This is a genomic window from uncultured Caulobacter sp. (assembly GCF_937900395.1).
Lineage (GTDB): Bacteria > Pseudomonadota > Alphaproteobacteria > Caulobacterales > Caulobacteraceae > Caulobacter.
The window spans coordinates 18,961-39,395 of the sequence record NZ_CALCDX010000100.1; the positions used below are offsets into that span (position 1 = coordinate 18,961).

Sequence of the window (20,435 nt, forward strand, 5' to 3'; positions counted from 1 at the left end):
ATGTTCGGCAAGCGCGCCCCGTCCGCCGAACAGAAGGCGCCGCCGCCCGCTCCGGCGGAAGGCGCGACGATCGCCACGCGCCCGCGTCGCCTCGAGCCGGAAGCGCCCGCGCCAGTCGCGCCGCCGCCCAAGGTGACCGGGCCGCCGCCGCGCGCCTTGGCCAGCCAGACCGCGCCGCTGGCCGCCCCGGTCGTCCGCGAGCAGAGCGACTACTACCACGTCACCAAGACGACGATCTTCAACGCCCTGCTCAACACCATCGACCTGTCGCAGCTGGCCCAGCTGGACCAGCGCCAGGCCGCCGAGGAGATCCGCGACATCGTCGCCGAGCTGGTGGCGATCAAGAACGTCTCGATGTCGGTGTCCGAGCAGGAGGCCCTGGTCCAGGACATCACCAACGACGTCCTTGGCTATGGTCCGCTGGAACCCTTGCTGGCCCGCGACGACATCGCCGACATCATGGTCAATGGCGCGCACCGAGTGTTCATCGAGGTCGGCGGCAAGGTCCAGCTGACCAATGTCCGCTTCCGCGACAACCAGCAGCTGATGAACATCTGCCAGCGGATCGTCAGCCAGGTCGGCCGCCGCGTCGACGAGAGCAGCCCGATCTGCGACGCCCGCCTGCCCGACGGCAGCCGCGTCAACGTCATCGCCCCGCCGCTGGCCCTCGACGGCCCGACCCTGACCATCCGCAAGTTCCGGCGGGACAAGCTGACCATGAAGGACCTGGTGGAGTACGCCTCCATCAGCCCGGAAGGCGCGCGGGTGCTGGGGGTGATCGGCGCCTGCCGCTGCAACGTGATCATCTCCGGCGGCACCGGCTCGGGCAAAACCACCCTGCTCAACACCATGACCGCCTTTATCGACCCCACCGAGCGGGTCGTGACCTGCGAGGACGCGGCGGAGCTGCAGCTGCAGCAGCCGCACGTGGTGCGCCTGGAGACGCGACCGCCGAACCTGGAGGGGCAGGGTGCGGTGACGATGCGCGACCTGGTCCGCAACTGCCTGCGCATGCGGCCCGAGCGGATCATCGTCGGCGAAGTGCGCGGGCCGGAGGCCTTCGACCTTTTGCAGGCGATGAACACCGGCCACGACGGTTCGATGGGCACGCTGCACGCCAACAGCCCGCGCGAGGCGCTGAGCCGCGTCGAGAGCATGATCACCATGGGCGGCTATGGCCTGCCGTCCAAGACCATCAAGGAGATGATCGTCGGCTCGGTCGACGTGATCATCCAGGCCGCCCGCCTGCGGGACGGCAGCCGCCGCATCACCCACATCACCGAGGTGGTCGGGCTGGAGGGCGACGTGGTCGTGACCCAGGACCTCTTCGTCTATGACATCACCGGCGAGGACGAGCACGGCCGCGTGCTGGGCCGTCACCGCTCGACCGGCATCGCCCGCCCCAAGTTCTGGGACCGCGCCCGCTATTACGGCCTCGAGCGCGAGCTGGCCGAAGCCCTCGACGCGGCGGAGTAGGCGATGCTGTTCATCCTGGCCGGGGTCCTGGGCTTTATCACCATCGCCGGCCTGGGCTTCGCGTTCGTCGGCGGCGACAGCCAGGCGACCAAGGCCTCCAAGCGCGCGCAGATGATCGGCTCGGGGAGCGCCGAGCGCCAAGCCAGGGCCAAGCCCGCCGCCAACCCGACCGACGTGCGCCGCCAGACGATCCTGAAGGCGCTGAAGGAGCAGGAGCGCAAGCAGAAGAAGGCGACGCTCAGCATCGCCGCGCGGATGCAGGCGGCGGGGCTGGGCGCGAACGTGCGCCTGTTCTGGCTGGTCAGCCTGGGTCTGGCCGCCGTCGTCATCCTGATCGTCCTGGTCCTGGGGCAGAGCCTGTGGATCGCGCTCGGCGCTGGCTTCGCGGCGGGCCTGGGCCTGCCGCGCTGGGTGCTGGCGGTCCTGGCCCAGGGGCGCATCCGCAAGTTCACCGAGGCCTTCTCGGACGCCATCGACATCATCGTGCGCGGCATCAAGTCGGGCCTGCCGCTGCACGACTGCCTGCGGATCATCGGCCAGGAGAGCCCCGAGCCGCTGGCCGGCGAGTTTCGCATGCTGACCGAGAACGTCGCCATGGGCGTGCCGCTGGACGCCGCCCTGGAGAAGATGCACGAGCGGATGCCGACCAACGAGCTGCGCTTCTTCGCCATCGTGCTGGCCATCCAGCAGAAGACCGGCGGCAACCTGGCCGAGGCGCTGGGCAACCTCTCGACCGTGCTGCGCGCGCGCAAGATGATGAAGGAGAAGATCAAGGCGCTGTCGGCCGAGGCCATCGCTTCGGCCATGATCATCGGCTGCCTGCCGCCAGGCGTGGTGCTGCTGATCAGCGTAACCTCGCCAGCCTATATGCGGCCGATGTTCACCGACCCGCGCGGCCACCTGATGCTGCTGGCGGCGGCGATCTGGATGAGCATTGGCGTCTTCGTGATGCGCAAGATGATCAACTTCAAGTTCTGAGGGGGGATCGGTGAAGCAACCAATACTCCCGACCTCCCCGGCGAATGCCGGGGCCCAGATTCATCCGGAGCGGCTGGGGTGTTCGCCCCCTCACGCTGTGTTGAACCTTGGGGCTCTCGTGGCTTCGATCTGGGCCCCGGCATTCGCCGGGGAAATCGGACTTGGGGAGGGCGGGACATGACGCTCGTCGAGACCCTGACCGATCCCTCGAACCTCCTGACCGCGTTCATCGCCGTCGTGGTCTTCGCCACGATCCTCACCCTGGCTTCGCCGCTGATGCGCGATAACGGGTTGGAAGGGCGATTGAAGTCGGTGGCCAACCGCCGCGAGGAGCTGCGCCGCCGTTCGCGCGAGGCCCTGGCCCAGCGGCACGGAGCGGGCGGAACCCTGCGCCACCAGGACGAAGGGCTCTACAAGAAGGTCGTCGACCGACTGCAGCTGTCGCGCCTGCTGGAGGACCCAAAGGTCGTCGACAAGCTGGCGCAGGCGGGCTTCAGAGGCCCCCGGCCGGTGACGACCTTCTACTTCTTCCGCTTCGTGGCGCCGTTCGTGTTCGCCGCGGTGGTGGCGGCCTATCTCTATGGCGTCAATGACTTCGGCCTGCTGCCGATCCAGAAGCTGTGCGCCTGCGTCGCCGCCCTGGCCTTCGGCTACTACGCCCCCAACGTCTATATCACCAACATCGCCCAGAAGCGCCGCGAGTCGATCGTGGCGGCCTTTCCAGACGCGCTGGACCTGCTGCTGATCTGCGTCGAGAGCGGCATGTCGGTCGAGGCCGCGATCCAGAAGGTCGGCTCGGAGGTCGGCGCCCAGTCGATGGAGCTGGCCGAGGAGCTCAGCCTGCTGACCGCCGAGCTGTCCTACCTGCCCGAACGCCGTCAGGCCTACGAGAACCTCGCCCGCCGCACCAACCATCCCGGGGTGAAGTCAGTCGCCACGGCCATGATCCAGGCCGAGCGCTACGGCACGCCGCTGGGCGCGGCGCTGCGGGTGATGGCCAAGGAGAACCGCGAGCTGCGACTGTCGGCGGCCGAGAAGAAGGCCACGGCCCTGCCGGCCAAGCTGACCGTGCCGATGATCCTGTTCTTCCTGCCCGTGCTGTTCATCGTCATCCTGGGCCCGGCGATCATCAAGGTGCAGGACGTCTTCGCCAAGCACTGACGATCTAGACCGCGACCTCGCAGTCGGTCCGCAGCAGGGTCGCCTGGCTATAGTGGAAATAGCTGGTGCACCGCTGGCCGCCTCGGATCGTCTCGTGCGGGATGACGTCGGTGGCGGTGATGACTTCGTGCAGCTCGGTGCGGCCGTCGCTGTTCCAGTCCATCACGCCCCAGTCATAGCCCCGATCGACGACCGTGCCGGTGATGAAGGCCAGATAGAGGGCCGGCGCGACCGCGAGCGGCGCGGCGACCAGGGCGAGCAGCTTTCGCATGACGGTCCTTGAGGCGAGCGGCGCGCTTGATACACGCGATCTCCGCTGCCGGGAGTCCGGCCATTTGCCGCAGGCCAAGCTTGGATGGAGCTAGCCGCCGCCCGCCTTCAGCGACTCCCATGTGCGGCCGCCGCCCTGCCCCAGGGCCGCGCGTAGATAGGCCAGGTTGTTGGCGACCTGTTCGGGCGGCAGGTCGGCGCGGGCCAGTTTTTCGGCTTCCGGCAAGCGCCCTTGCAGCCCGACCACCAGGGCCAGGTTCTGGCGGGCCTGGATGCCGCCCGAGGGCAGGGCGACGGCGCGGCGAAGCTGGGCCTCCGCGCCGGCCAGGTCGCCCTTGGCGGCCAGGTGCATGGCGTAGTTGGTCAGCGGCGTCGCCTCGTTCGGGGCCAGCGCTAAAGCTTGGCGGTGAGCGGCCTCGGCCTCATCGTCGCGCTGCGCCTGCTCGTAGGCCACGGCCAGCAGGGTCAGCGGGCGCCAGTCCCTGGGCGACAGGCTGGCGGCCTTGCGCGCCGGTTCGATGGCGTAGAAGCCCTGGCCGCGCGCGATGTGGGCGCGGGCCAGTTCCAGCAGAAGGGGAGCGTCGTCGGGATGGGCGACAAGCGCCTTGGTCGCGACCTCGGCGGCCTCGTCGTTACGGCCCAAACCCCGCAGCGCCTGGGCGAGGCCGGCGGCCGCTTCGGCGTCGCCAGCGTTGGCCTGGAACTCCGAGCCCCAGAAGGCCGCGCGGGCCAGCGGGTCCAGCCTGCGGACCTCCGCGCGCTGCTGGGCGTCGGCCGCCAGGGCCGCGCCGTTCGCGCAAAGGCTCGCCAGCGCCACGACGGCGGGGGCGAGAACGGTTGCGAGGCGCGCGCGCTTGCGACACATGGAGGAGACGTCTCCGGAAAAGAGCCCGGCCATGATCGGTCTGGGGGCTTAAAGGAAGCGTTAAGCATAATTTTTCGAGAGGCCGCCGATGTCCGACGCGACGCATCCGATCCTCAGCCAGGCCGAGACCGGCGCTATTCCGGTGCATCCGCTGGCGGAGGGCGAGGTCGAGGCCTTCCTGGCCCGGAAACGCGCGCCGGTCAGGACTTTCGCGGCGGCCAACAAGTTCACCGGCAAGTTGGGGCAGGTGCTGGCCGTCCCCGGCGCCAGCGGCGCGGTCGAGCAGGTCCTGCTGGGAACGGGGGCCGGCCGCGTCGATCCGTCGCTGCTGCGCACCCTGGCCGGCAAGCTGCCCGCCGGCGACTACGCGCTCTCGAAGCTGCCGAAGGGTCTCGATCCCGAACAGGCGGCCCTGGCCTTCGCGCTCGGGACCTATCGCTTCGACCGCTACAAGAAGCACGGCGAGCCGATCGCCCGCCTGGTCGCGCCCAAGGGCGTCGACGCCGCCGCCGTCACCGCCATGGCCCACGCCTGCGCCCTGGCCCGCGACATGGTCAACACCCCGGCCAACGACATGGGGCCGCTGCAGATCGAGACGATCGCCGGTGAGATCGCCCAGAAGTACGGCGCGACCCTGTCGGTCGTGCGCGGCGACGACCTGCTGAAGGAGAACTACCCGGCCGTCCACGCGGTCGGCCGCGCCGCTGCGGCCTCGCGCGCGCCGCGGATGATCGAGGTGACCTGGGGGGATCCCTCGCACCCGGTGCTCGCCCTGGTCGGCAAAGGCGTGGTGTTCGACACCGGCGGCCTCGACATCAAGCCCTCGGCCGGCATGCGGCTGATGAAGAAGGACATGGGCGGCGCCGCCCACGCCCTGGCGCTCGGTCGGATGGTCATGGAGGCTAATCTCCCGGTGCGCCTCGTCATCCTGACGCCGGTGGTCGAGAACGCCATCAGCGGCGACGCCATGCGGCCGGGCGACGTGCTTCAGACCCGCGCGGGCCTGACCGTCGAGGTCGGCAACACCGACGCGGAAGGCCGCCTGATCCTGGCCGACGCCCTGACCCGCGCGGCCGAGCTGAAGCCCGCCCTGACCCTCGATTTCGCCACCCTGACAGGGGCGGCGCGCATCGCCATGGGGCCGTTCGTGATCCCCTTCTGGACCCCCGACGACAAGCTGGCCGGCCAGATCGAGGCGGCGTCCAAGGCCGTGGCCGATCCGCTGTGGCGGCTGCCTTTGACCGAGGCCTATCGCGACGCCCTCGACAGCGACATCGCCGACCTGAAGAACGACCCGGACGGCTGGGCCCAGGCGGGGGCCACCACGGCGGCCCTGTTCCTGCAGCGCTTCGCCCCATCTGGTGACGACATCGGCCCCTGGGCGCACTTCGACGTCTTCGCCTGGAACCCCAAGAGCCGGCCCGGCTATCCGGTGGGGGCCGAGGTTCAGGCGATCCGCGCCGCCTTCGCCATGCTGCGCGCGCGGTTCGCCCGATGAGCTCCGGTGATCGCCGCCTGACATTGCTGCGCGACGGCCTCGCGGACCGCCGGCTGGAGGGCCTGGTCGCCGCGGACCGCTTCGCCGGCGTGACCCCCATGCAGGTCAGCGCCCCGGCCGCCAGCTTGCGCAAGGCCGCCGCGCTGGACGCCGAGCAGGAAGACCAGGTGCTGTTCGGCGAGACGTTCGACGTCTTGTTCGAGACCGACGCGTTCGCCTTCGGCCAGGCGCGCCGCGACCGCTATGTCGGCTATGTGCCGATCGAGGCCCTGTCGGCGCCGGTCCTGACGCCCGAGCATCGGGTCAGCGCCCTGCGGACCTACGCCTTCGCCGAGCCGGACATCAAGTCGGCCATCGTCGGCCTCTACAGTCTGAACGCCCTGGTCACGGTCCAGGCGCGGGAAGGGCGCTTCGCGAAGGGCGCGCGAACGGGCTGGTTCGTCGAGCATCACCTGGCCCCGATCGGCCGCTTCGAACCCGACTATGTCGCGATCGCCGAGCGGTTCCTGGGCGCGCCCTATCAGTGGGGCGGTCGCGAGAGCCTGGGTCTCGACTGCTCGGGCCTGATCCAGCAGGCGCTCTACGCCTGCGGCCGGGCCTGCCCGCGCGACACCGATATGCAGCGCGGCTTCTTCCCGGAGATCGCCGAGGCCGATCGCCGGCGCGGCGACCTCGTCTTCTGGAAGGGCCACGTGGCGATCCTGCTCGACCGCGACACCATCCTCCACGCCAACGCCCACCACATGGCCGTGGCGATCGAGCCGCTGAGCGAGGCGATCATTCGCATCGAGGCGGCCGGCGTCGGCGCGCCGCTGGGCTATCGGCGAGTTTAGGAGCTCTCTTCCTCCCCCGTGAAACGGGGGAGGGGGACCGCGAAGCGGTGGAGGGGGCCGCCCCCTCCGTCACGTCGCTTCGCGCCGCGACACCTCCCCCGTTTCACGGGGGAAGAGGAAGACCTACTTCGTCGGCCACTGCGCCAGCCAGTCGACGATCGACTGCGGGGTCATGTGGCGGGCGTCGGTCAGGGCGAAAATCCCTGGCTCGGCCATAGGAAAAGGGCCGCGAAGAAAACTTCGCGGCCCTTCCTGATTCAGTGATCGCGCGGCGGGATGGCCGCGAAGCGATCAGGCCTTCGGCGCGGCGGCCGGGGCGGCGGCGGCCGGAGCGGCCGGAGCAGCGCCAGCGGCCGGGGCGGCGCCTTCAGCCGGAGCGGCGGCGGCGTCGGCCGGAGCGCCAGCGGCCGGAGCGGCGGCGGCGGCCGGACGCGGCGGCGGAACCGGCAGCGTCGAGCCCAGGCTGTGCAGGTAGGCGATCAGCGCGATGCGATCTTCCGGCTTCTTCAGACCCACGAAGGTCATGTTGGTGCCGGGGACGTCCTTACCGGGCGCCTTCAGGAAGGTGTACAGGGCGTCGTAGTCCCAGATAGCCTGCTTGCCCGCGAAGTCCTTCATCGCGCCCGAATAGTTGAAGCCCGGGTGCGCGGCCGGCTTGCGACCCACCACGTCCCACAGGCCGGGGCCGGTGGAGTTGGCGTTCGACGCGTCCAGCTTGTGGCAGGCGGCGCACTTGGCCGACACGGCCTGGCCCGCGGCCACATTGGCCGGCGTCAGCACGGCGTTCCAATCCGGCGGGGTGTCCTCGGCCGCGGCGGCGCCGCCCGGACCCTCTTCCTGGACCGCGATCTCGTAGCCGGCCTTTTCGACTTCAGTCTTCTTGAAGACGATGTCCGACGCTTCCCGCAGACCGAAAATAACGAGGCCGGTCAGCAGCACGCCGCCAGCGATCTTGTTGAACGTCAGGTCGCTCATCTCAGCCTTGTCAGCCTCTTGCCAGCCCGCCCGATGGCGGGCTCGAATTCCCCGACGCGCGAGAGGCCGCAAGCGAGTCCCCGACGCGCGTCATGTTGCGCTCGCGTCTCTTACACGCTACCGCCCCTCGCGCAACCGGGCAGCAAAGATTTGAGGCCATGAACCCTATCGTCCTGATCCCCGCGCGGATGGCGGCGACCCGCCTTCCGGGCAAGCCGCTGGCCGATATCGGCGGGCTTCCGATGATCGTCCGGGTGCTGAACCAGGCGCGCGATGCGGCGATTGGTCCCGTGGCCGTGGCGGCGGGCGATCCCGAAATCGTCGAGGCGGTTCAAAAGGCTGGCGGGACGGCGATTCTGACCGATCCCGACCTGCCGTCCGGCTCCGACCGGATCCTGGCGGCCCTGGCCGAACTCGATCCGGGGTTCGCGCACGACGTGGTGATCAATCTACAAGGCGACATGCCCTTCGTCGATCCGGCGGTGCTGTCGGATTGCGCGCGAATACTTAAGGAATTTGGCGACGCCGACATCGCCACCGTCGTGGCCCCCGAAGCCTCGCCCGCCGATCGCAGCAACCCCGACGTGGTCAAGGCCGTCCTGGCCATGGAAGAGGACGGCCAGAGCGGCCGGGCGCTCTATTTCACCCGCTCGACGCTCTATGGCGACGGCCCCGTCTGGCGCCACATCGGCATCTACGGCTATCGCCGCGAGGCGCTGGAAGCCTTCAACGCCGCCGCCCCGTCGCCCCTCGAAAAGCGCGAGAAACTGGAGCAGCTGCGCGCCATGGAGCTGGGCCTGACCATCCGCGCGGCGGTCGCCAAGACCGCCCCGATCTCAGTCGACAATCCCTCCGACCTCGAGGCGGCCCGCGCGGCCGCCGGAAAGTAAGTCCATGAGCATCCTCAAGAAGATCGCCTTCCAGGGCGAACCCGGCGCCAACAGCCACGAGGCGTGCCGGACCTACTTCCCAGACTACGAGGCCTATCCCTGCAAGACCTTCGAGGAGGCCTTCGAGGCGATCAAGACCGGCGTCGCGGCGCTGGGCATGATCCCGATCGAGAACTCGATCGCCGGCCGGGTCGCCGACGTGCACCACCTGCTGCCGGCCTCGGGCCTGAAGATCATCGGCGAGCGCTTCAAGCCGATCCGCTTCCAGCTGATGGCCAACAAGGGCGTCAAGCTGGCCGACATCAAGACCGTGGCCTCGATGCCGATCGCGCTCAGCCAGTGCCGCAATAGCCTGAAGAAGTTGGGCGTCGCCACCGAGGCGGCCGGCGACACGGCCGGCGCGGCCAAGGACCTGGCGGCCAAGCCCGACCCGACGCGCGGCGCGGTCGCCCCGGCCCTGGCGGCCGAGATCTATGGCCTCGACATCCTGGCCCGCGACATCGAGGACGAGCGCCACAACACCACCCGCTTCCTGGTGATGACGGCCGACAAGAACCCCGAGCCGCCGCCGTTCACCCACCGCTGCGTGACCAGCTTCGTGTTCCGCGTCCGCAACCTGCCGGCCGCGCTCTACAAGGCGCTGGGCGGCTTCGCGACCAACGGCGTCAACATGACCAAGCTGGAAAGCTACATGGAGGGCGGCAACTTCACGGCCACCTTCTTCTACGCCGAGGTCGACGGGCGGCCGGAGGATCGCAGCCTGGCGCTGGCCCTGGATGAGCTGAAGTTCTTCTCGGAGAAGTTCGAGATCCTGGGCGTCTATCCGGCGGACCCGTTCCGGGATCGCGGGGCGTAGAGCCTCCCCAAACGTCACCATTCCCCATAACGACGTTCTCTGGTCTCCTTCCCCGGCAAAACAACATCCCGGGGAGGGAGCCATGCAGAGTTCGATGATCGCGCCAGTGATGGCGCTGGTGGCCTGGTCGCTGGTGATCTGGTTATGGATGTACGTCCAGCGGATCCCGGCCATGCAGAAGGCGGGGATCAAGCCGCAGGACGCCCGGTTTCCGGGCTCGCTCGACAAGCTGCCCGACGCCGCGCGCCAGGCGGCCGACAATTACAACCACCTGATGGAGCAGCCGACGATCTTCTACGCGGCGGCGCTGGCTATCCAGGTCGCCGGTCACGCCGACGACATGGCCGTCCGCCTGGCCTGGGCCTATGTCGGCCTGCGCGTCCTGCACAGCCTGGTGCAGGTCAGCATCAACCTGGTGGCCATCCGCTTCCTGGTCTTCGCCGTGTCGACCGGCGTGCTGGCGGGGATGGTCGTGCGGGAGATGATGCGGCTGATCTAGCGAGCCGCCAAACCCCTCTCTCTTAGAGAGAGGGAGGGCCCGTCGCGAAGCGATGGGAGGGTGAGAGGTTTCGACGCTGGCCGGCGAGCCGGCACGCCGTTGAACCTCGTAACCTCTCACCCCAACCCTCTCTCAGAGAGAGAGGGAGCCCGTTTTGCCGCTACTCGGCGTCCAGCCCGATATCCAGCACCGGCGCGGAGTGGGTCAGGGCTCCGACGCTGATCACGTCCACGCCCGTCTCGGCGATGGCCCGGACGGTCGTCAGGTTCACGCCGCCCGAGGCCTCCAGCACCGCGCGGCCCTTGGCGAGGCGCACGGCGGTCTTCAGGTCGTCGAGGCTGAAATTGTCCAGCATGACGACGTCGGGGCCGTGCTTCAGGGCCTCTTCCAGCTGGTCCAGGCCGTCGACCTCGACCTCGACCTTCACGAGGTGGCCGGCGTGGGCGCGGGCGCGGCGGACGGCTTCGCCGACGCCGCCGCAGGCGGCGACGTGGTTGTCCTTGATCAGGATGGCGTCATCCAGGCCAAAGCGGTGGTTGACCCCGCCGCCGCAGCGGACGGCGTATTTCTCCAGCGCCCGCAAGCCTGGCGTGGTCTTGCGGGTGTCGACGATGGTCGCGCTCGTACCCTCGACCAGGCGGACGTAAGACCGCGTCAGGGTGGCGATGCCCGACAGGCGGCCCAAGAGGTTCAGGCCCGTGCGCTCGGCGGCCAGCACGGCGCGGGCGTTTCCCTCGGCGCGGGCCAGAATCGCGCCCGGCGCGGCGTCGGCGCCGTCGGGCGTGACGACCTCGAAGCTTGCGGTCGTGTCCAGGGCGGCCAGAGCCAAGCGCGCGCAGGAAAGACCGGAAACCCGCCCATCCTGCCGGCTGGCCCAGACCACGGACAGGCGGGCGTCCGGATCGATGCAGGCCTGGCCGGTGATGTCGCCGGCGCGGCCCAGATCCTCGGCCAGGGCGTGGTCGACGATCGGGCGGACGAGAATGTCGTCGGGAGGAACGATGCTCATTCGGCGGCGTAGCGGACGGCGGCGTCCGCGCTCTCCAGGGTCACGAAGGTGCGGACGGGCTCGGCCGTCGCCGGGAAGTCCGCGCGGTAATGGCCGCCCCGGCTTTCCTGGCGGGTCAGGGCGGCCTCGACGATCAGGCGCGCGGCGACGACCGTGGGGCAGGGGCCGTAAGCCGGCTCAAGGGCCTCGATCTGTTCGAGCAGGCGGGTCAGGCCGACGGCGTCGCGGACCACGCCCGCGTCGCGGCTCATGGCCTTGCGCAGGACCTGCAAGGCGGCGTCGGGCAGGTCGGGCAGGGGCGCCAGGCTCACCGGCTCGCCGCCGTGGGTCGCTTCGGTCGCCGCCGCGCGGCCGGCGCGCGCCCCGAACACGGCCGCTTCCAACAGGCTGTTGGAGGCCAGGCGATTGGCGCCCTGCACGCCGGTCGAGGCGCACTCGCCGGCGGCGTAGAGCCCTGGCAGGCTGGCGCGGCCATCGAGGTCCGTGGCGACGCCGCCCATGTGATAGTGCACGGCGGGAACGACGGGGATCATCTCGCGACGCGGGTCGATCCCTGCGCTTTGGCAGGCCTCGAACACCGCCGGGAACTCGTGCGGGAAGTGGTCGCCGACGGCCTGCGTGGCGTCGAGGAACGCGCCCCGGCCCGCGGCGCGCTCGGCGTGGAGGGCGCGGGCGACGACGTCGCGCGGCGCCAGCTCCTTGGCCGGGTGGTAGTCGGCCATGAAGGCGCGGCCATCAGCATTGCGCAGGATCGCCCCTTCGCCGCGCAGGGCCTCGGTGGCCAGGGGCGCGGGGTCGCGGCCGATGTCGATGGCCGTGGGGTGGAACTGCACGAACTCCGGATCGGCGATCGTCGCGCCGGCCAGGGCGGCCAGGCCCAGGCCCTCGCCGCGCACTTCGGCGGGCGTGGTGGTGACGGCGTAGAGGCCGCCGACGCCGCCGGTGGCGAGGATCACCGCCGTCGACCGGATCTCGACCAGGGCGCCGTCGATCTCGGCCACCACGCCGACCACGCGGCCCGTCGCGTCCTGAAGCAGACGACGCGCGCGGGCGTTCTCGCGGATCTCGATCGTCGGCGTGGCGCGCACCGTGGCGATGACCGCGGCCATGATCGCCGCGCCGGCCCCGTCGCCGCCGACGCGGGCGACGCGGGCCTTGGAGTGGGCCGCTTCCAGGCTGAGCACGAAGGCGTTGTCGGGCTTGCGATCAAACGGCGCGCCCAGGCCGGCCAGGTCGCGGACGGCTTGCGGGCCTTCGCGGGTCAAGAGGTCGACGGCTTGCGGGTCGCAGAGCCCAGCGCCGGCGGCGATGGTGTCCGCGGCGTGGAGTTCAGGAGAGTCCTCGCCCGACAGCGCCGCGGCCATGCCGCCCTGCGCCCAGGCGCTGGAGCAGCCGGTCGCCAGCGGCGTCGGCGACAGGACAAGCGCGGTCTTCGCCGCGAGGGCGGCCGAGAGACCGGCCAGCCCGGCGCCGAGGATGACGGGGCCGTTGAAATCCAAACGCGTGGTCATTCTGCGCTCCACTCCCTTCCCCTTGATGGGGAAGGGCCGGGGATGGGGTGAACGCGGCGGCTCAGCCTCATCGAGAAAGTCCGGAGAGGGCGGTGAAGCGGATCGGCCGCGTCACCCCCATCCCCAACCCTTCCCCCATCGAGAGGGAAGGGGGCTAGATCAGCTCGACATCCACGTGATGGCGGGCCTTGACCAGGTCGTACCGCGCCGGAACGACCGGCGGCGGCAAGTCGATCATCCGCTGCACGGCCAGGCGCGCGCGGTCGAGGATGTCGGCGTCGACCGTCACCTCGAACTGCTCGTGGACCAGCGAGTCATAGATGTTTTGCAGGGTGATCCGCTTCATGTGCGGGCACATGTTGCACGGGCCGATGAACTGGGTGGCCGGGCTCTCGGCCTGGACGTTGCTGGCCATCGAGCACTCGGTGATCAGCACCACCTGGGCCGGCTTCTTGGCGGCGACATAGTCGTTCATCGCCGCCGTGGAGCCGGCGAAGTCGGCCGCTTCCAGGATCTCGGCCGGGCACTCGGGGTGGGCCAGCACTTCCGCGCCCGGCCAGGCCGCGCGCATGTCGGCGATGTCCTGGGCGGTGAAGCGCTTGTGCACCTCGCAATGACCGGCCCAGGCGATGATCTTGACGTCCGTCTGGCGGGCGACGTTGCGGGCCAGGAACTCGTCGGGGATCAGGATGACCTTGTCGGTCCCCCATTCCTTGGCCGCCCATTCGACCACCTGCACGGCGTTGGCGCTGGTGCAGCAGATGTCGGTCTCGGCCTTCACGTCGGCGGTGGTGTTGACGTAGGTCACCACCGGCACGCCTGGATAGCGCTGCTTGATCAGCCGCACGTCGGCGCCGGTGATCGAGGAGGCGAGGCTGCAGCCGGCCTTCAGGTCGGGGATCAGGATCTTCTTCTGAGGCGATAGGACCTTGCTGGTCTCGGCCATGAAGTGCACGCCCGCCTGGACGATGATCTGGGCGTCGCTCTTGGCCGCCTCTTTAGCCAGCGCCAGGCTGTCGCCCACGAAGTCGCCGACGCCGTGGAAGATGTCCGGCGTCATGTAGTTGTGGGCCAGGATCGCGGCGTTCTTCTCGCGCTTCAGGCGGTTGATCTCGACGATCAGCGGGGCCTGCGAGCGCCACTCCAGCGGCGTGACGTGGTGCTTGACCTTCTCCCAGATGGGCGCGGTCTGCGCTTCGATCTGCGCGGTGAACTCCCCCTTGAACGCTTGGGGGGCGGCGAACCCGTCGGCCATCTGATCCTCCGTTATGCTCAAAGTGAGCATTTCCAGGGCCTCAAAAAACGCCGGGCGTCGTTTTCCGCCGCTCCGACGTCGGGGTTATGCTGAAAGTGAGCATAACTGACAGGTCACATATAGCGCTTAACGCGCCAAATGCAAACGGCGTCGATAAGCGGCTTCAGGCGCCTCCGGCGGGTCTTGCCGGCATACCATATATTGCGAGCCGAAGCTTGCCCTTGGCGCCAGTCCGCTTGAGATATGATCCCCGCGTGTCGGCGTCGCGCGGGAAAATTTCCGCCACTAGACTAGATATGCGGAAGCTTAATTTGTGAGCATGTGTGTTTAGTTTTAAATGTACATTCCGTATTTCGCTTGCGCCTTATCGATTGACGGAAAGTGGGTGGGGCTTAGTGAGGCGGTTAATCTTGCAGGCCATCTAAAAATATTGGAATAATTCATAGAAGTAACAGCGTTACAGCAATGTAATGATGTGGCTTTAATGCGACAGTCGTGTTGGAGTCTATTTTGTGACAGCAATGTTCGTTGACCTGACACGGAATGGCTTCGTAGCTCCCTGACTTCGAACTCGAGAGGGGTTCGGGATGCGCTTCTTTTCGGCGCACACCGTTATATTTAGGGGAGTCCTAAAATGAAAATGAGCTCCGTGAGAGGGCGCTTGCTGGCGTCCTCCATGATCTGCACCGCCGCCGTTTCGGCGTTCGCCGGTCAAGCCGCCGCGCAAACCGCCCCGGCTTCCGACCAGACGCAGGTCGAGGAAATCGTCGTCACCGGTTCGCTGTTCCGCCGCACCGACACCGAGACCCCGTCGCCGGTCACCGTGCTGACCAACGAAACCCTGCAGCGCGCGGGCATCACCACGGCCTCGGACGCCATCCGTTCGATCTCGGCCGACGGCGCCGGCTCGATCGGCACCGGCTTCCAGAGCGGCTTCTCGGCCGGCGGTTCGGCCGTGTCGCTGCGCGGCCTGGGCGTGTCCTCGACCCTGGTGCTGGTCGACGGCCTGCGCTCGACCAACTTCCCGATCAACGACGACGGCCACAACGCCTATGTCGACCTGAACACCATCCCGTTCAGCCTGATCGACCGGATCGAAGTCCTGAAGGACGGCGCCTCGTCGTCGTACGGCGCTGACGCCATCGGCGGCGTCGTGAACCTGAAGCTGAAGAAGACCTTCGTCGGCGTCGCCGGCAGCCTGGAAGCCGGCGAAAGCGACCGCGGCGACGCCGAACACCGCCGCGCCGACATCACCCTGGGCTACGGCGACTACCAGGAGACCGGCTGGAACTTCTACATCAACGCCGAATACCAGAAGGACGACCGCGTCACGACGCACAGCCGCGGCTTCCCGTTCAACAACCGCGACCTGACCTCGATCGGCGGCTTGGACAACAACTCGGCCGACAACAACATGGCCGTCTCGACGCCGAACGCGATCGTCTATCGCACCAGCGTCCGCGACCTGAACGATCCGCGCACGGGCACGGGCACGGTCCTGGATCCGGCCAAGGTCTACACCTCGCTGAACCTGAACTGCGCCAACGGCACCTTCACGCAGGTCAGCGCCAACGTGAACGGCACGGGCTGTAAGTGGAACCTGGTCGACGCCTACAACCAGATCCAGCCGCTGCAAAAGCGCTACGCCTTCAATGGCCGCCTGAGCATGCGCCTGAGCGACAACATCGAGTCGTACGTCACGGGCAGCTACTCGAGCAACGAAGTCGACATCAAGAACGCCCCGCGCGGCGTCCAGAACACCCAGCCGTTCGGCGCTGCTCCGGCCCTCTCGGCCCTGCAGATCACCCTGCCGGTCTGGGTCTGCCCGACGGGCGTCAACTGCGCCAACCCCGCCACGGCTGGCCGCACGCTGAACCCGAACAACCCGTACGCCGCCGCCTACGCCAACGATCCGTCGAACGGCGCGGCGCGTCTGTACTACCTGTTCGGCGACATCCCGGCCGGCAGCAACCGCGTCAACGAAGTCATCCGCGGCACCGCCGGTCTGAAGGGTGAGTTCGGCGATGGCTGGAACTGGCAGATCGACGCCGTCGGCGCCCGTGACAACCTGCGCATCCGCCAGCGCGGCTACCTGAACATCGCCGGCCTGATGAACGCCATCAACACCGGCTCGTACAACTTCGTCGATCCGTCGAAGAACACCGCCGCCGTTCGCAACGCGATCGCGCCGGACGTCGTGACGAACTCGCACTCGTCGATGATGTCGTTGGACGGCTCGGTCACCCACAAGCTGTGGACCCTACCGGCCGGTGACATGATGCTGGCCGTCGGCGGTCAGATCCGTAAGGAGGTTCTGGAAAACAACAACCAGAACGCCCGTCTGGACACCTACAGCCTGACGACCTCGTCGGCCTTCGGCAAGCACACGGTCAAGGCCGCGTTCTTCGAAGTCCAGGCGCCGATCACCAGCGACCTGGAAGTCAACGTCTCGGGTCGTTACGACGACTACTCGGAAGGCTTCAGCCACTTCTCGCCGAAGATCGGCGCCAAGTACACGCCGATGAAGCAACTGGCTTTCCGCGGTACGTACTCGGAAGGTTTCCGCGCCCCGACCTTCGCGGAATCGGGTCCGCGTTCGCAGTACGCCGGTTTCGCGACCTACGTGCCGCCGACCTCGTTCGTCACCGCCCACGGCGGTTCGACCAACCCCTACGCCCTGTCGTACTCGCTGGGCTCGGGTCTGGTCGGTAACCCGAACCTGAAGCCGGAAACCTCGCGCAGCTTCACGCTGGGCACGATCGTGCAGCCGACCCGTTGGCTGTCGATGACGGTCGACTACTACAACGTCAAGAAGAACAACCTGATCGTCAGCGGCTCGAAGGTCGCCGAGGCCAAGGCCGCCTACTTCAAGGGCGCGACCCAAGCCGAAGGCTGCGCCCTGGTGGCCGCCGTGGGTCCGGGCTACTCCTGTAACGTCGTCGACGTGCCGGATCCGCTGTTCCCGAACGCTCTGCCGCGCGTCCTGATCATCAACGCGCCGTTCGAAAACGCCAACTACTCGACGACCTCGGGCGTCGACTTCTCGGCTCAGGCCAACATCAACGTCTGGGACGACGTGAAGTGGACCAGCCGCGTCGAAGTCACCCACGTCCTGAAGTACGACCTGCACACCGCCGATGGTAAGGTGCAGAAGTACGCCGGGACCCTGGGTCCGTACGAGCTGTCTTCGGGCAACGGTACGCCGGACTGGCGCGGCAACTGGCAGAACACCTTGGCGTTCGGCCGTTACACGGTCTCGGCGACGACCTACTTCGTCAACAAGATCAAGCAAGTCGCGGCTGACGACTACGGCACGACCGACTGCGTTGCTGGCAACACCTACGCCAACAACAACCAGGCGATCGCTCCGAAGTTCTGCCACATCAAGAAGTTCATCTACACCGACCTGAACGCCACGGCCCAGATCAACGATCAGGTCCAGATCTACGGCAACGTCGGCAACGTGTTCGACCAGAAGTCGCCGCTGGCGGCCGGTTCGTACTCGTCGAACCCGAACTTCCTGACCACGTTCCACTACGCCGGCGCCATCGGCCGGACGTTCAAGATGGGCGTGCGCTTCACCTACTAAGACTGGCTGACCTTCGGGTCTTCCAGCAGGGGCCGGCTCCGAAAGGGGCCGGCCCTTTTTATTTGGCGAACGGCTTCAGCCGCGCCAGGGCGTCACCACGATGGGCGCCTGGATGACCATGTCCTGCGTATCGAGGTTCGGCGGCTTGCCGTTGTCGAGGACCATCGGAACCAGGGAGATCACCAGCAGCAGGGCCATGGTCACGTTGAAGGTCCGCAGGATCGCCGGCCGATCCAGAAAGGGTCTCAGCCCCCGCCCGAAGCCCGCCCAGGCGGCGCTGCACGGCGCGCCGACCAGCATGAAGGTCCCAGCCAACAATGGCACGATCGTCCAAGATCCCCCCTCGGGCGCGTAGGTCGTCACCGCGCCCAGGGCCATGGCCCAGGCCTTGGGGTTGACCCACTGGAACGCGGCGGCCTGCAGGAAGGTCATCGGACGGCTGGCGGCCTGGCGGTCGCTGACCTTGTCCGAGGTCCCGATCTTCCAGGCCAGCCACAGCATGTAGCCAGCCCCCACCCAGCGCAGGATCTCGTGCAGCACGGGGAAGGCCTTGAACACGCCGCCCAAGCCAAAGCCCATGCACAGCACCATGAAGCCCAGGCCGCAGCTGATGCCCAGGATATGCAGCACGGTGCGGCGGAAGCCGAAGTTCGCGCCCGAGGCCAGCAGCATCATGTTGTTCGGACCCGGCGTCCCCGCCGTGGCGAAGCAGAACAGGACATAGGCGAGCAGCAGTTCGGGGGTCATCACGGCCTCTTTGTCTCGGTTGGCGAGATCGGAATGTCACCGTGATGATTTCGATTGTATCGTGAGTCAAACTGCATATTGTCACCGTGACAAAGCTGGAGATCGTTGTGGCTTCGCCCTGGACGCCGAACATTCCCGATGGCGACGGCCCTCTCTATGAGCGGCTGGTCGCGGCGCTGCGCGCCGATGTCGCCGCGGGCGCACTGGCGGCGGGGGCGCGTCTGCCGCCGCAACGCGATCTCGCCTATCGCCTCGGGATCGGGCTGGGCACCGTCACCCGCGCCTATGTCGAGGCCGAGAAGGCGGGTCTGGTCAGCGCCCATGTCGGCCGCGGCAGCTTCGTCAACGCCCCCGCCGATCACCGCGCGCCGGTCCGCGAAGGGCCGATCAACCTGGCTCAGAACATCGCGCCGGCCGCGCCCGCCGCCAGCCGGATCGCCGAGGCCTTGGCGCGCCTGCGCCGACGGGCGGACTTGCTGGAGCACCTGGCCTATGCGCCGGCGGCCGGGCACGAGGCCCAGCGGCGCGCGGGGGCGCTATGGCTGGCGAGGTTCGGCGGCTACGACGGCGCGGACTGGTCGCGCCTCGTCTGCTGCAACGGCGCCCAGCAGGGCCTGGCCCTGGCCATGGGCGCGGTCGCTCGGCCCGGCGACACCGTGCTGTGCGAGGCCTCGACCTATAACGGCGTCAAGGCGCTGGCGGCTCACATGGGCCTGCGACTGAAGGGCGTGGCCCTGGACGAGGAGGGGCTGCGTCCCGACGCTCTGGAGGCGGCCGCGAAGGCGACCGGCGCGCGCGTGCTCTCCGTCATCCCGACCCTGCAGAACCCGACGGGCCGGATCATGAGCGTCTCGCGGCGCGAGGCGATCGCGTCGCTGGCCCGCCGCCTGGACCTGACGATCATCGAGGACGACATCTACGGCGCCTATGCGCCCGACGCGCCGCCGCCTCTGGCCTTGCTGGCGCCGGAGCGGACCTTCCATGTCTCGGGCGTGTCGAAGACGCTGGGCCCCGGCCTGCGGGCGGGCTTCCTCGTCGCGCCGACCCCGGCCGCCTTCGAGCACGTGCTGGATGCGGTGCGGGCCCTGACCTACGCGCCGTCCGGCTTTGGCGGGCTGGTGGCGACCCAGTGGATCGAGGACGGCGCGGCCGACCAGATCGTCGCCGAGGTTCGCGAGGAGGCCGCCGCGCGGCTGGCCCTGGCCCGCGAGATCCTGGGCGGCGCGATCGAGCCGCCGCGATCGGACTGCGCCCCGCACGTGTGGCTGCCGATGAGCGAGCTGGAGGCCGAGCGCCTGGCGGGCCGCGCGCTGCGCGGCGGCGCGGAGGTCACGCCGCCTGACGCGCCGATCGTCGAGCCCGGTCTCGTCACCGGCGTCCGGGTCTGCCTGGGCGCCGCGCCCGACCGTCAGGTCCTTCGCCAGGGCCTCGAGATCGTGGCCGGGGCGCTGTCCAGCGAAGTCGGCGAGCGCTCGCGCGCGGTGATCTGAGCCGCGGCCGACAGCGACCGCGGCGTCATCTCAGGCGCTGGCGCGGAGGGGTTCTTCTTCCTCGGCGCCAAGCGATCCGGAGCCGACGTCGAACTGGCCGACCAGCCGCGCCAACTGGTTGGTCTCGTTCTTCAGCGAGTGGACGGCGGCGGTCGCCTCCTCGACCATCGCCGCGTTCTGTTGCGTGTTCTGGTCGATCTGCGACATGGCGATATTGATCTGCCCCAGGCCCTCCGACTGGTCCGCCGCGAGGCTGGCGATGCCGCCCATCAGCCCGTCGATCTCGTCCACCTTTCCGACGATGTCCTGCATGGCGTCGCCCATCTCGCGCACCAGCGTGACCCCTTCGTCGATCTGCCGCGACGACGCGCTGATCAGGACCTTGATCTCCTTGGCCGCCTCGGCCGAACGCTGGGCCAAGGCCCGCACTTCCTGGGCGACCACGGCGAAGCCCTTGCCGCTCTCGCCGGCGCGGGCGGCCTCGACCCCGGCGTTCAGCGCCAGGAGGTTGGTCTGGAAGGCGATCTCGTCGA

The 20,435-nt window shown here is 68.6% G+C and carries 18 protein-coding genes and 1 pseudogene; 11 read left to right on the plus strand and 8 right to left on the minus strand.

Features of this window, described 5'->3' with window-relative positions:
• The 3 genes from Q0379_RS08680 to Q0379_RS08690 all read left to right on the plus strand — a co-directional run bounded on the left by Q0379_RS08680 (window position 1) and on the right by Q0379_RS08690 (window position 3,615).
• Window positions 1-1,476, plus strand: a complete 1,476-nt coding sequence (locus tag Q0379_RS08680; RefSeq protein WP_299007150.1) for a CpaF family protein — start codon at window positions 1-3, stop codon at window positions 1,474-1,476.
• 3 nt (window positions 1,477-1,479) lie between these two features.
• Window positions 1,480-2,454 carry a type II secretion system F family protein gene (locus Q0379_RS08685; RefSeq protein ID WP_299007153.1) on the plus strand — a complete coding sequence of 325 codons (975 nt, stop codon included), beginning with the start codon at window positions 1,480-1,482 and terminating at the stop codon, window positions 2,452-2,454.
• Between the two features lie 177 nt (window positions 2,455-2,631).
• Window positions 2,632-3,615 (plus strand): type II secretion system F family protein, encoded by a 984-nt coding sequence (locus Q0379_RS08690; RefSeq protein ID WP_299007155.1) that lies wholly within the window; start codon window positions 2,632-2,634, stop codon window positions 3,613-3,615.
• A 4-nt stretch (window positions 3,616-3,619) separates the two neighbouring features.
• On the opposite strand, the gene Q0379_RS08695 is transcribed toward Q0379_RS08690, so the two are convergent.
• On the minus strand, window positions 3,620-3,886 hold the full coding sequence (locus Q0379_RS08695; RefSeq protein WP_299007157.1) for a hypothetical protein: 267 nt from the start codon (window positions 3,884-3,886) through the stop codon (window positions 3,620-3,622).
• Between the two features lie 90 nt (window positions 3,887-3,976).
• Window positions 3,977-4,750, minus strand: coding sequence for a tetratricopeptide repeat protein (locus tag Q0379_RS08700; RefSeq protein WP_299007160.1), 774 nt, complete (start codon window positions 4,748-4,750; stop codon window positions 3,977-3,979).
• Between the two features lie 88 nt (window positions 4,751-4,838).
• On the opposite strand from Q0379_RS08700, the gene Q0379_RS08705 reads away from it, so the two are divergent.
• The 3 genes and pseudogenes from Q0379_RS08705 to Q0379_RS08715 form a co-directional block, all read left to right on the plus strand.
• A complete protein-coding gene (locus Q0379_RS08705; protein ID WP_299007162.1) occupies window positions 4,839-6,248 on the plus strand; it encodes a M17 family metallopeptidase in 1,410 nt (469 codons plus the stop codon).
• Entirely contained in the window at window positions 6,245-7,081 is an 837-nt protein-coding gene (locus Q0379_RS08710) for an NlpC/P60 family protein (RefSeq protein WP_299007164.1), read from the plus strand. The genes Q0379_RS08705 and Q0379_RS08710 overlap by 4 nt, the downstream gene beginning before the upstream one ends.
• Window positions 7,082-7,092: 11 nt before the next feature.
• Window positions 7,093-7,198 (plus strand): annotated as a pseudogene (locus Q0379_RS08715) (hypothetical protein); the annotation flags it as partial.
• 174 nt (window positions 7,199-7,372) lie between these two features.
• On the opposite strand, the gene Q0379_RS08720 reads toward Q0379_RS08715, so the two are convergent.
• Entirely contained in the window at window positions 7,373-8,056 is a 684-nt protein-coding gene (locus Q0379_RS08720; RefSeq protein ID WP_299007167.1) for a cytochrome c family protein, read from the minus strand.
• Between the two features lie 158 nt (window positions 8,057-8,214).
• On the opposite strand from Q0379_RS08720, the gene Q0379_RS08725 reads away from it, so the two are divergent.
• The 3 genes from Q0379_RS08725 (at window position 8,215) to Q0379_RS08735 (ending at window position 10,301) form a co-directional block, all read left to right on the plus strand.
• The gene (locus Q0379_RS08725) at window positions 8,215-8,946 is read left to right on the plus strand and encodes a 3-deoxy-manno-octulosonate cytidylyltransferase (protein ID WP_299007169.1); all 732 of its coding nucleotides are present in this window, start codon (window positions 8,215-8,217) and stop codon (window positions 8,944-8,946) included.
• Between the two features lie 4 nt (window positions 8,947-8,950).
• Entirely contained in the window at window positions 8,951-9,802 is an 852-nt protein-coding gene (locus Q0379_RS08730) for a prephenate dehydratase (RefSeq protein ID WP_299007171.1), read from the plus strand.
• An 82-nt stretch (window positions 9,803-9,884) separates the two neighbouring features.
• Window positions 9,885-10,301, plus strand: coding sequence for an MAPEG family protein (locus Q0379_RS08735; RefSeq protein WP_299007174.1), 417 nt, complete (start codon window positions 9,885-9,887; stop codon window positions 10,299-10,301).
• Between the two features lie 160 nt (window positions 10,302-10,461).
• Here the strand turns inward: Q0379_RS08735 and nadC are convergent, their stop codons facing one another.
• The 3 genes from nadC to nadA all read right to left on the minus strand — a co-directional run bounded on the left by nadC (window position 10,462) and on the right by nadA (window position 14,076).
• The gene (gene nadC / locus Q0379_RS08740) at window positions 10,462-11,310 is read right to left on the minus strand and encodes a carboxylating nicotinate-nucleotide diphosphorylase (protein WP_299007176.1); all 849 of its coding nucleotides are present in this window, start codon (window positions 11,308-11,310) and stop codon (window positions 10,462-10,464) included.
• Window positions 11,307-12,821 (minus strand): L-aspartate oxidase, encoded by a 1,515-nt coding sequence (locus Q0379_RS08745; RefSeq protein WP_299007178.1) that lies wholly within the window; start codon window positions 12,819-12,821, stop codon window positions 11,307-11,309. The genes nadC and Q0379_RS08745 overlap by 4 nt, the downstream gene beginning before the upstream one ends.
• 154 nt (window positions 12,822-12,975) lie before the next feature.
• Window positions 12,976-14,076, minus strand: coding sequence for a quinolinate synthase NadA (gene nadA / locus Q0379_RS08750; protein WP_299007180.1), 1,101 nt, complete (start codon window positions 14,074-14,076; stop codon window positions 12,976-12,978).
• A gap of 661 nt (window positions 14,077-14,737) precedes the next feature.
• Here nadA and Q0379_RS08755 point away from each other — a divergent pair.
• A complete protein-coding gene (locus Q0379_RS08755; RefSeq protein WP_299007183.1) occupies window positions 14,738-17,665 on the plus strand; it encodes a TonB-dependent receptor in 2,928 nt (975 codons plus the stop codon).
• A gap of 75 nt (window positions 17,666-17,740) precedes the next feature.
• On the opposite strand, the gene Q0379_RS08760 is transcribed toward Q0379_RS08755, so the two are convergent.
• A complete protein-coding gene (locus tag Q0379_RS08760; RefSeq protein ID WP_299007185.1) occupies window positions 17,741-18,412 on the minus strand; it encodes a LysE family translocator in 672 nt (223 codons plus the stop codon).
• 107 nt (window positions 18,413-18,519) lie between these two features.
• On the opposite strand from Q0379_RS08760, the gene Q0379_RS08765 reads away from it, so the two are divergent.
• On the plus strand, window positions 18,520-19,902 hold the full coding sequence (locus tag Q0379_RS08765; protein WP_299007187.1) for a PLP-dependent aminotransferase family protein: 1,383 nt from the start codon (window positions 18,520-18,522) through the stop codon (window positions 19,900-19,902).
• Between the two features lie 30 nt (window positions 19,903-19,932).
• Here Q0379_RS08765 and Q0379_RS08770 read toward each other — a convergent pair.
• The coding region (locus tag Q0379_RS08770) for a methyl-accepting chemotaxis protein (protein WP_299007190.1) at window positions 19,933-20,435 on the minus strand (503 nt) is incomplete at its 5' end.

Coding starts and splice junctions, on each gene's coding strand:
- Q0379_RS08680 (WP_299007150.1), top strand. CDS start 1: ATGTTCGGCAAGCGCGCCCCGTCCGCCGAACAGAAGGCGCCGCCGCCC.
- Q0379_RS08685 (WP_299007153.1), top strand. CDS start 1,480: ATGCTGTTCATCCTGGCCGGGGTCCTGGGCTTTATCACCATCGCCGGC.
- Q0379_RS08690 (WP_299007155.1), top strand. CDS start 2,632: ATGACGCTCGTCGAGACCCTGACCGATCCCTCGAACCTCCTGACCGCG.
- Q0379_RS08695 (WP_299007157.1), bottom strand. CDS start 3,886: ATGCGAAAGCTGCTCGCCCTGGTCGCCGCGCCGCTCGCGGTCGCGCCG.
- Q0379_RS08700 (WP_299007160.1), bottom strand. CDS start 4,750: ATGTGTCGCAAGCGCGCGCGCCTCGCAACCGTTCTCGCCCCCGCCGTC.
- Q0379_RS08705 (WP_299007162.1), top strand. CDS start 4,839: ATGTCCGACGCGACGCATCCGATCCTCAGCCAGGCCGAGACCGGCGCT.
- Q0379_RS08710 (WP_299007164.1), top strand. CDS start 6,245: ATGAGCTCCGGTGATCGCCGCCTGACATTGCTGCGCGACGGCCTCGCG.
- Q0379_RS08720 (WP_299007167.1), bottom strand. CDS start 8,056: ATGAGCGACCTGACGTTCAACAAGATCGCTGGCGGCGTGCTGCTGACC.
- Q0379_RS08725 (WP_299007169.1), top strand. CDS start 8,215: ATGAACCCTATCGTCCTGATCCCCGCGCGGATGGCGGCGACCCGCCTT.
- Q0379_RS08730 (WP_299007171.1), top strand. CDS start 8,951: ATGAGCATCCTCAAGAAGATCGCCTTCCAGGGCGAACCCGGCGCCAAC.
- Q0379_RS08735 (WP_299007174.1), top strand. CDS start 9,885: ATGCAGAGTTCGATGATCGCGCCAGTGATGGCGCTGGTGGCCTGGTCG.
- nadC (WP_299007176.1), bottom strand. CDS start 11,310: ATGAGCATCGTTCCTCCCGACGACATTCTCGTCCGCCCGATCGTCGAC.
- Q0379_RS08745 (WP_299007178.1), bottom strand. CDS start 12,821: ATGACCACGCGTTTGGATTTCAACGGCCCCGTCATCCTCGGCGCCGGG.
- nadA (WP_299007180.1), bottom strand. CDS start 14,076: ATGGCCGACGGGTTCGCCGCCCCCCAAGCGTTCAAGGGGGAGTTCACC.
- Q0379_RS08760 (WP_299007185.1), bottom strand. CDS start 18,412: ATGACCCCCGAACTGCTGCTCGCCTATGTCCTGTTCTGCTTCGCCACG.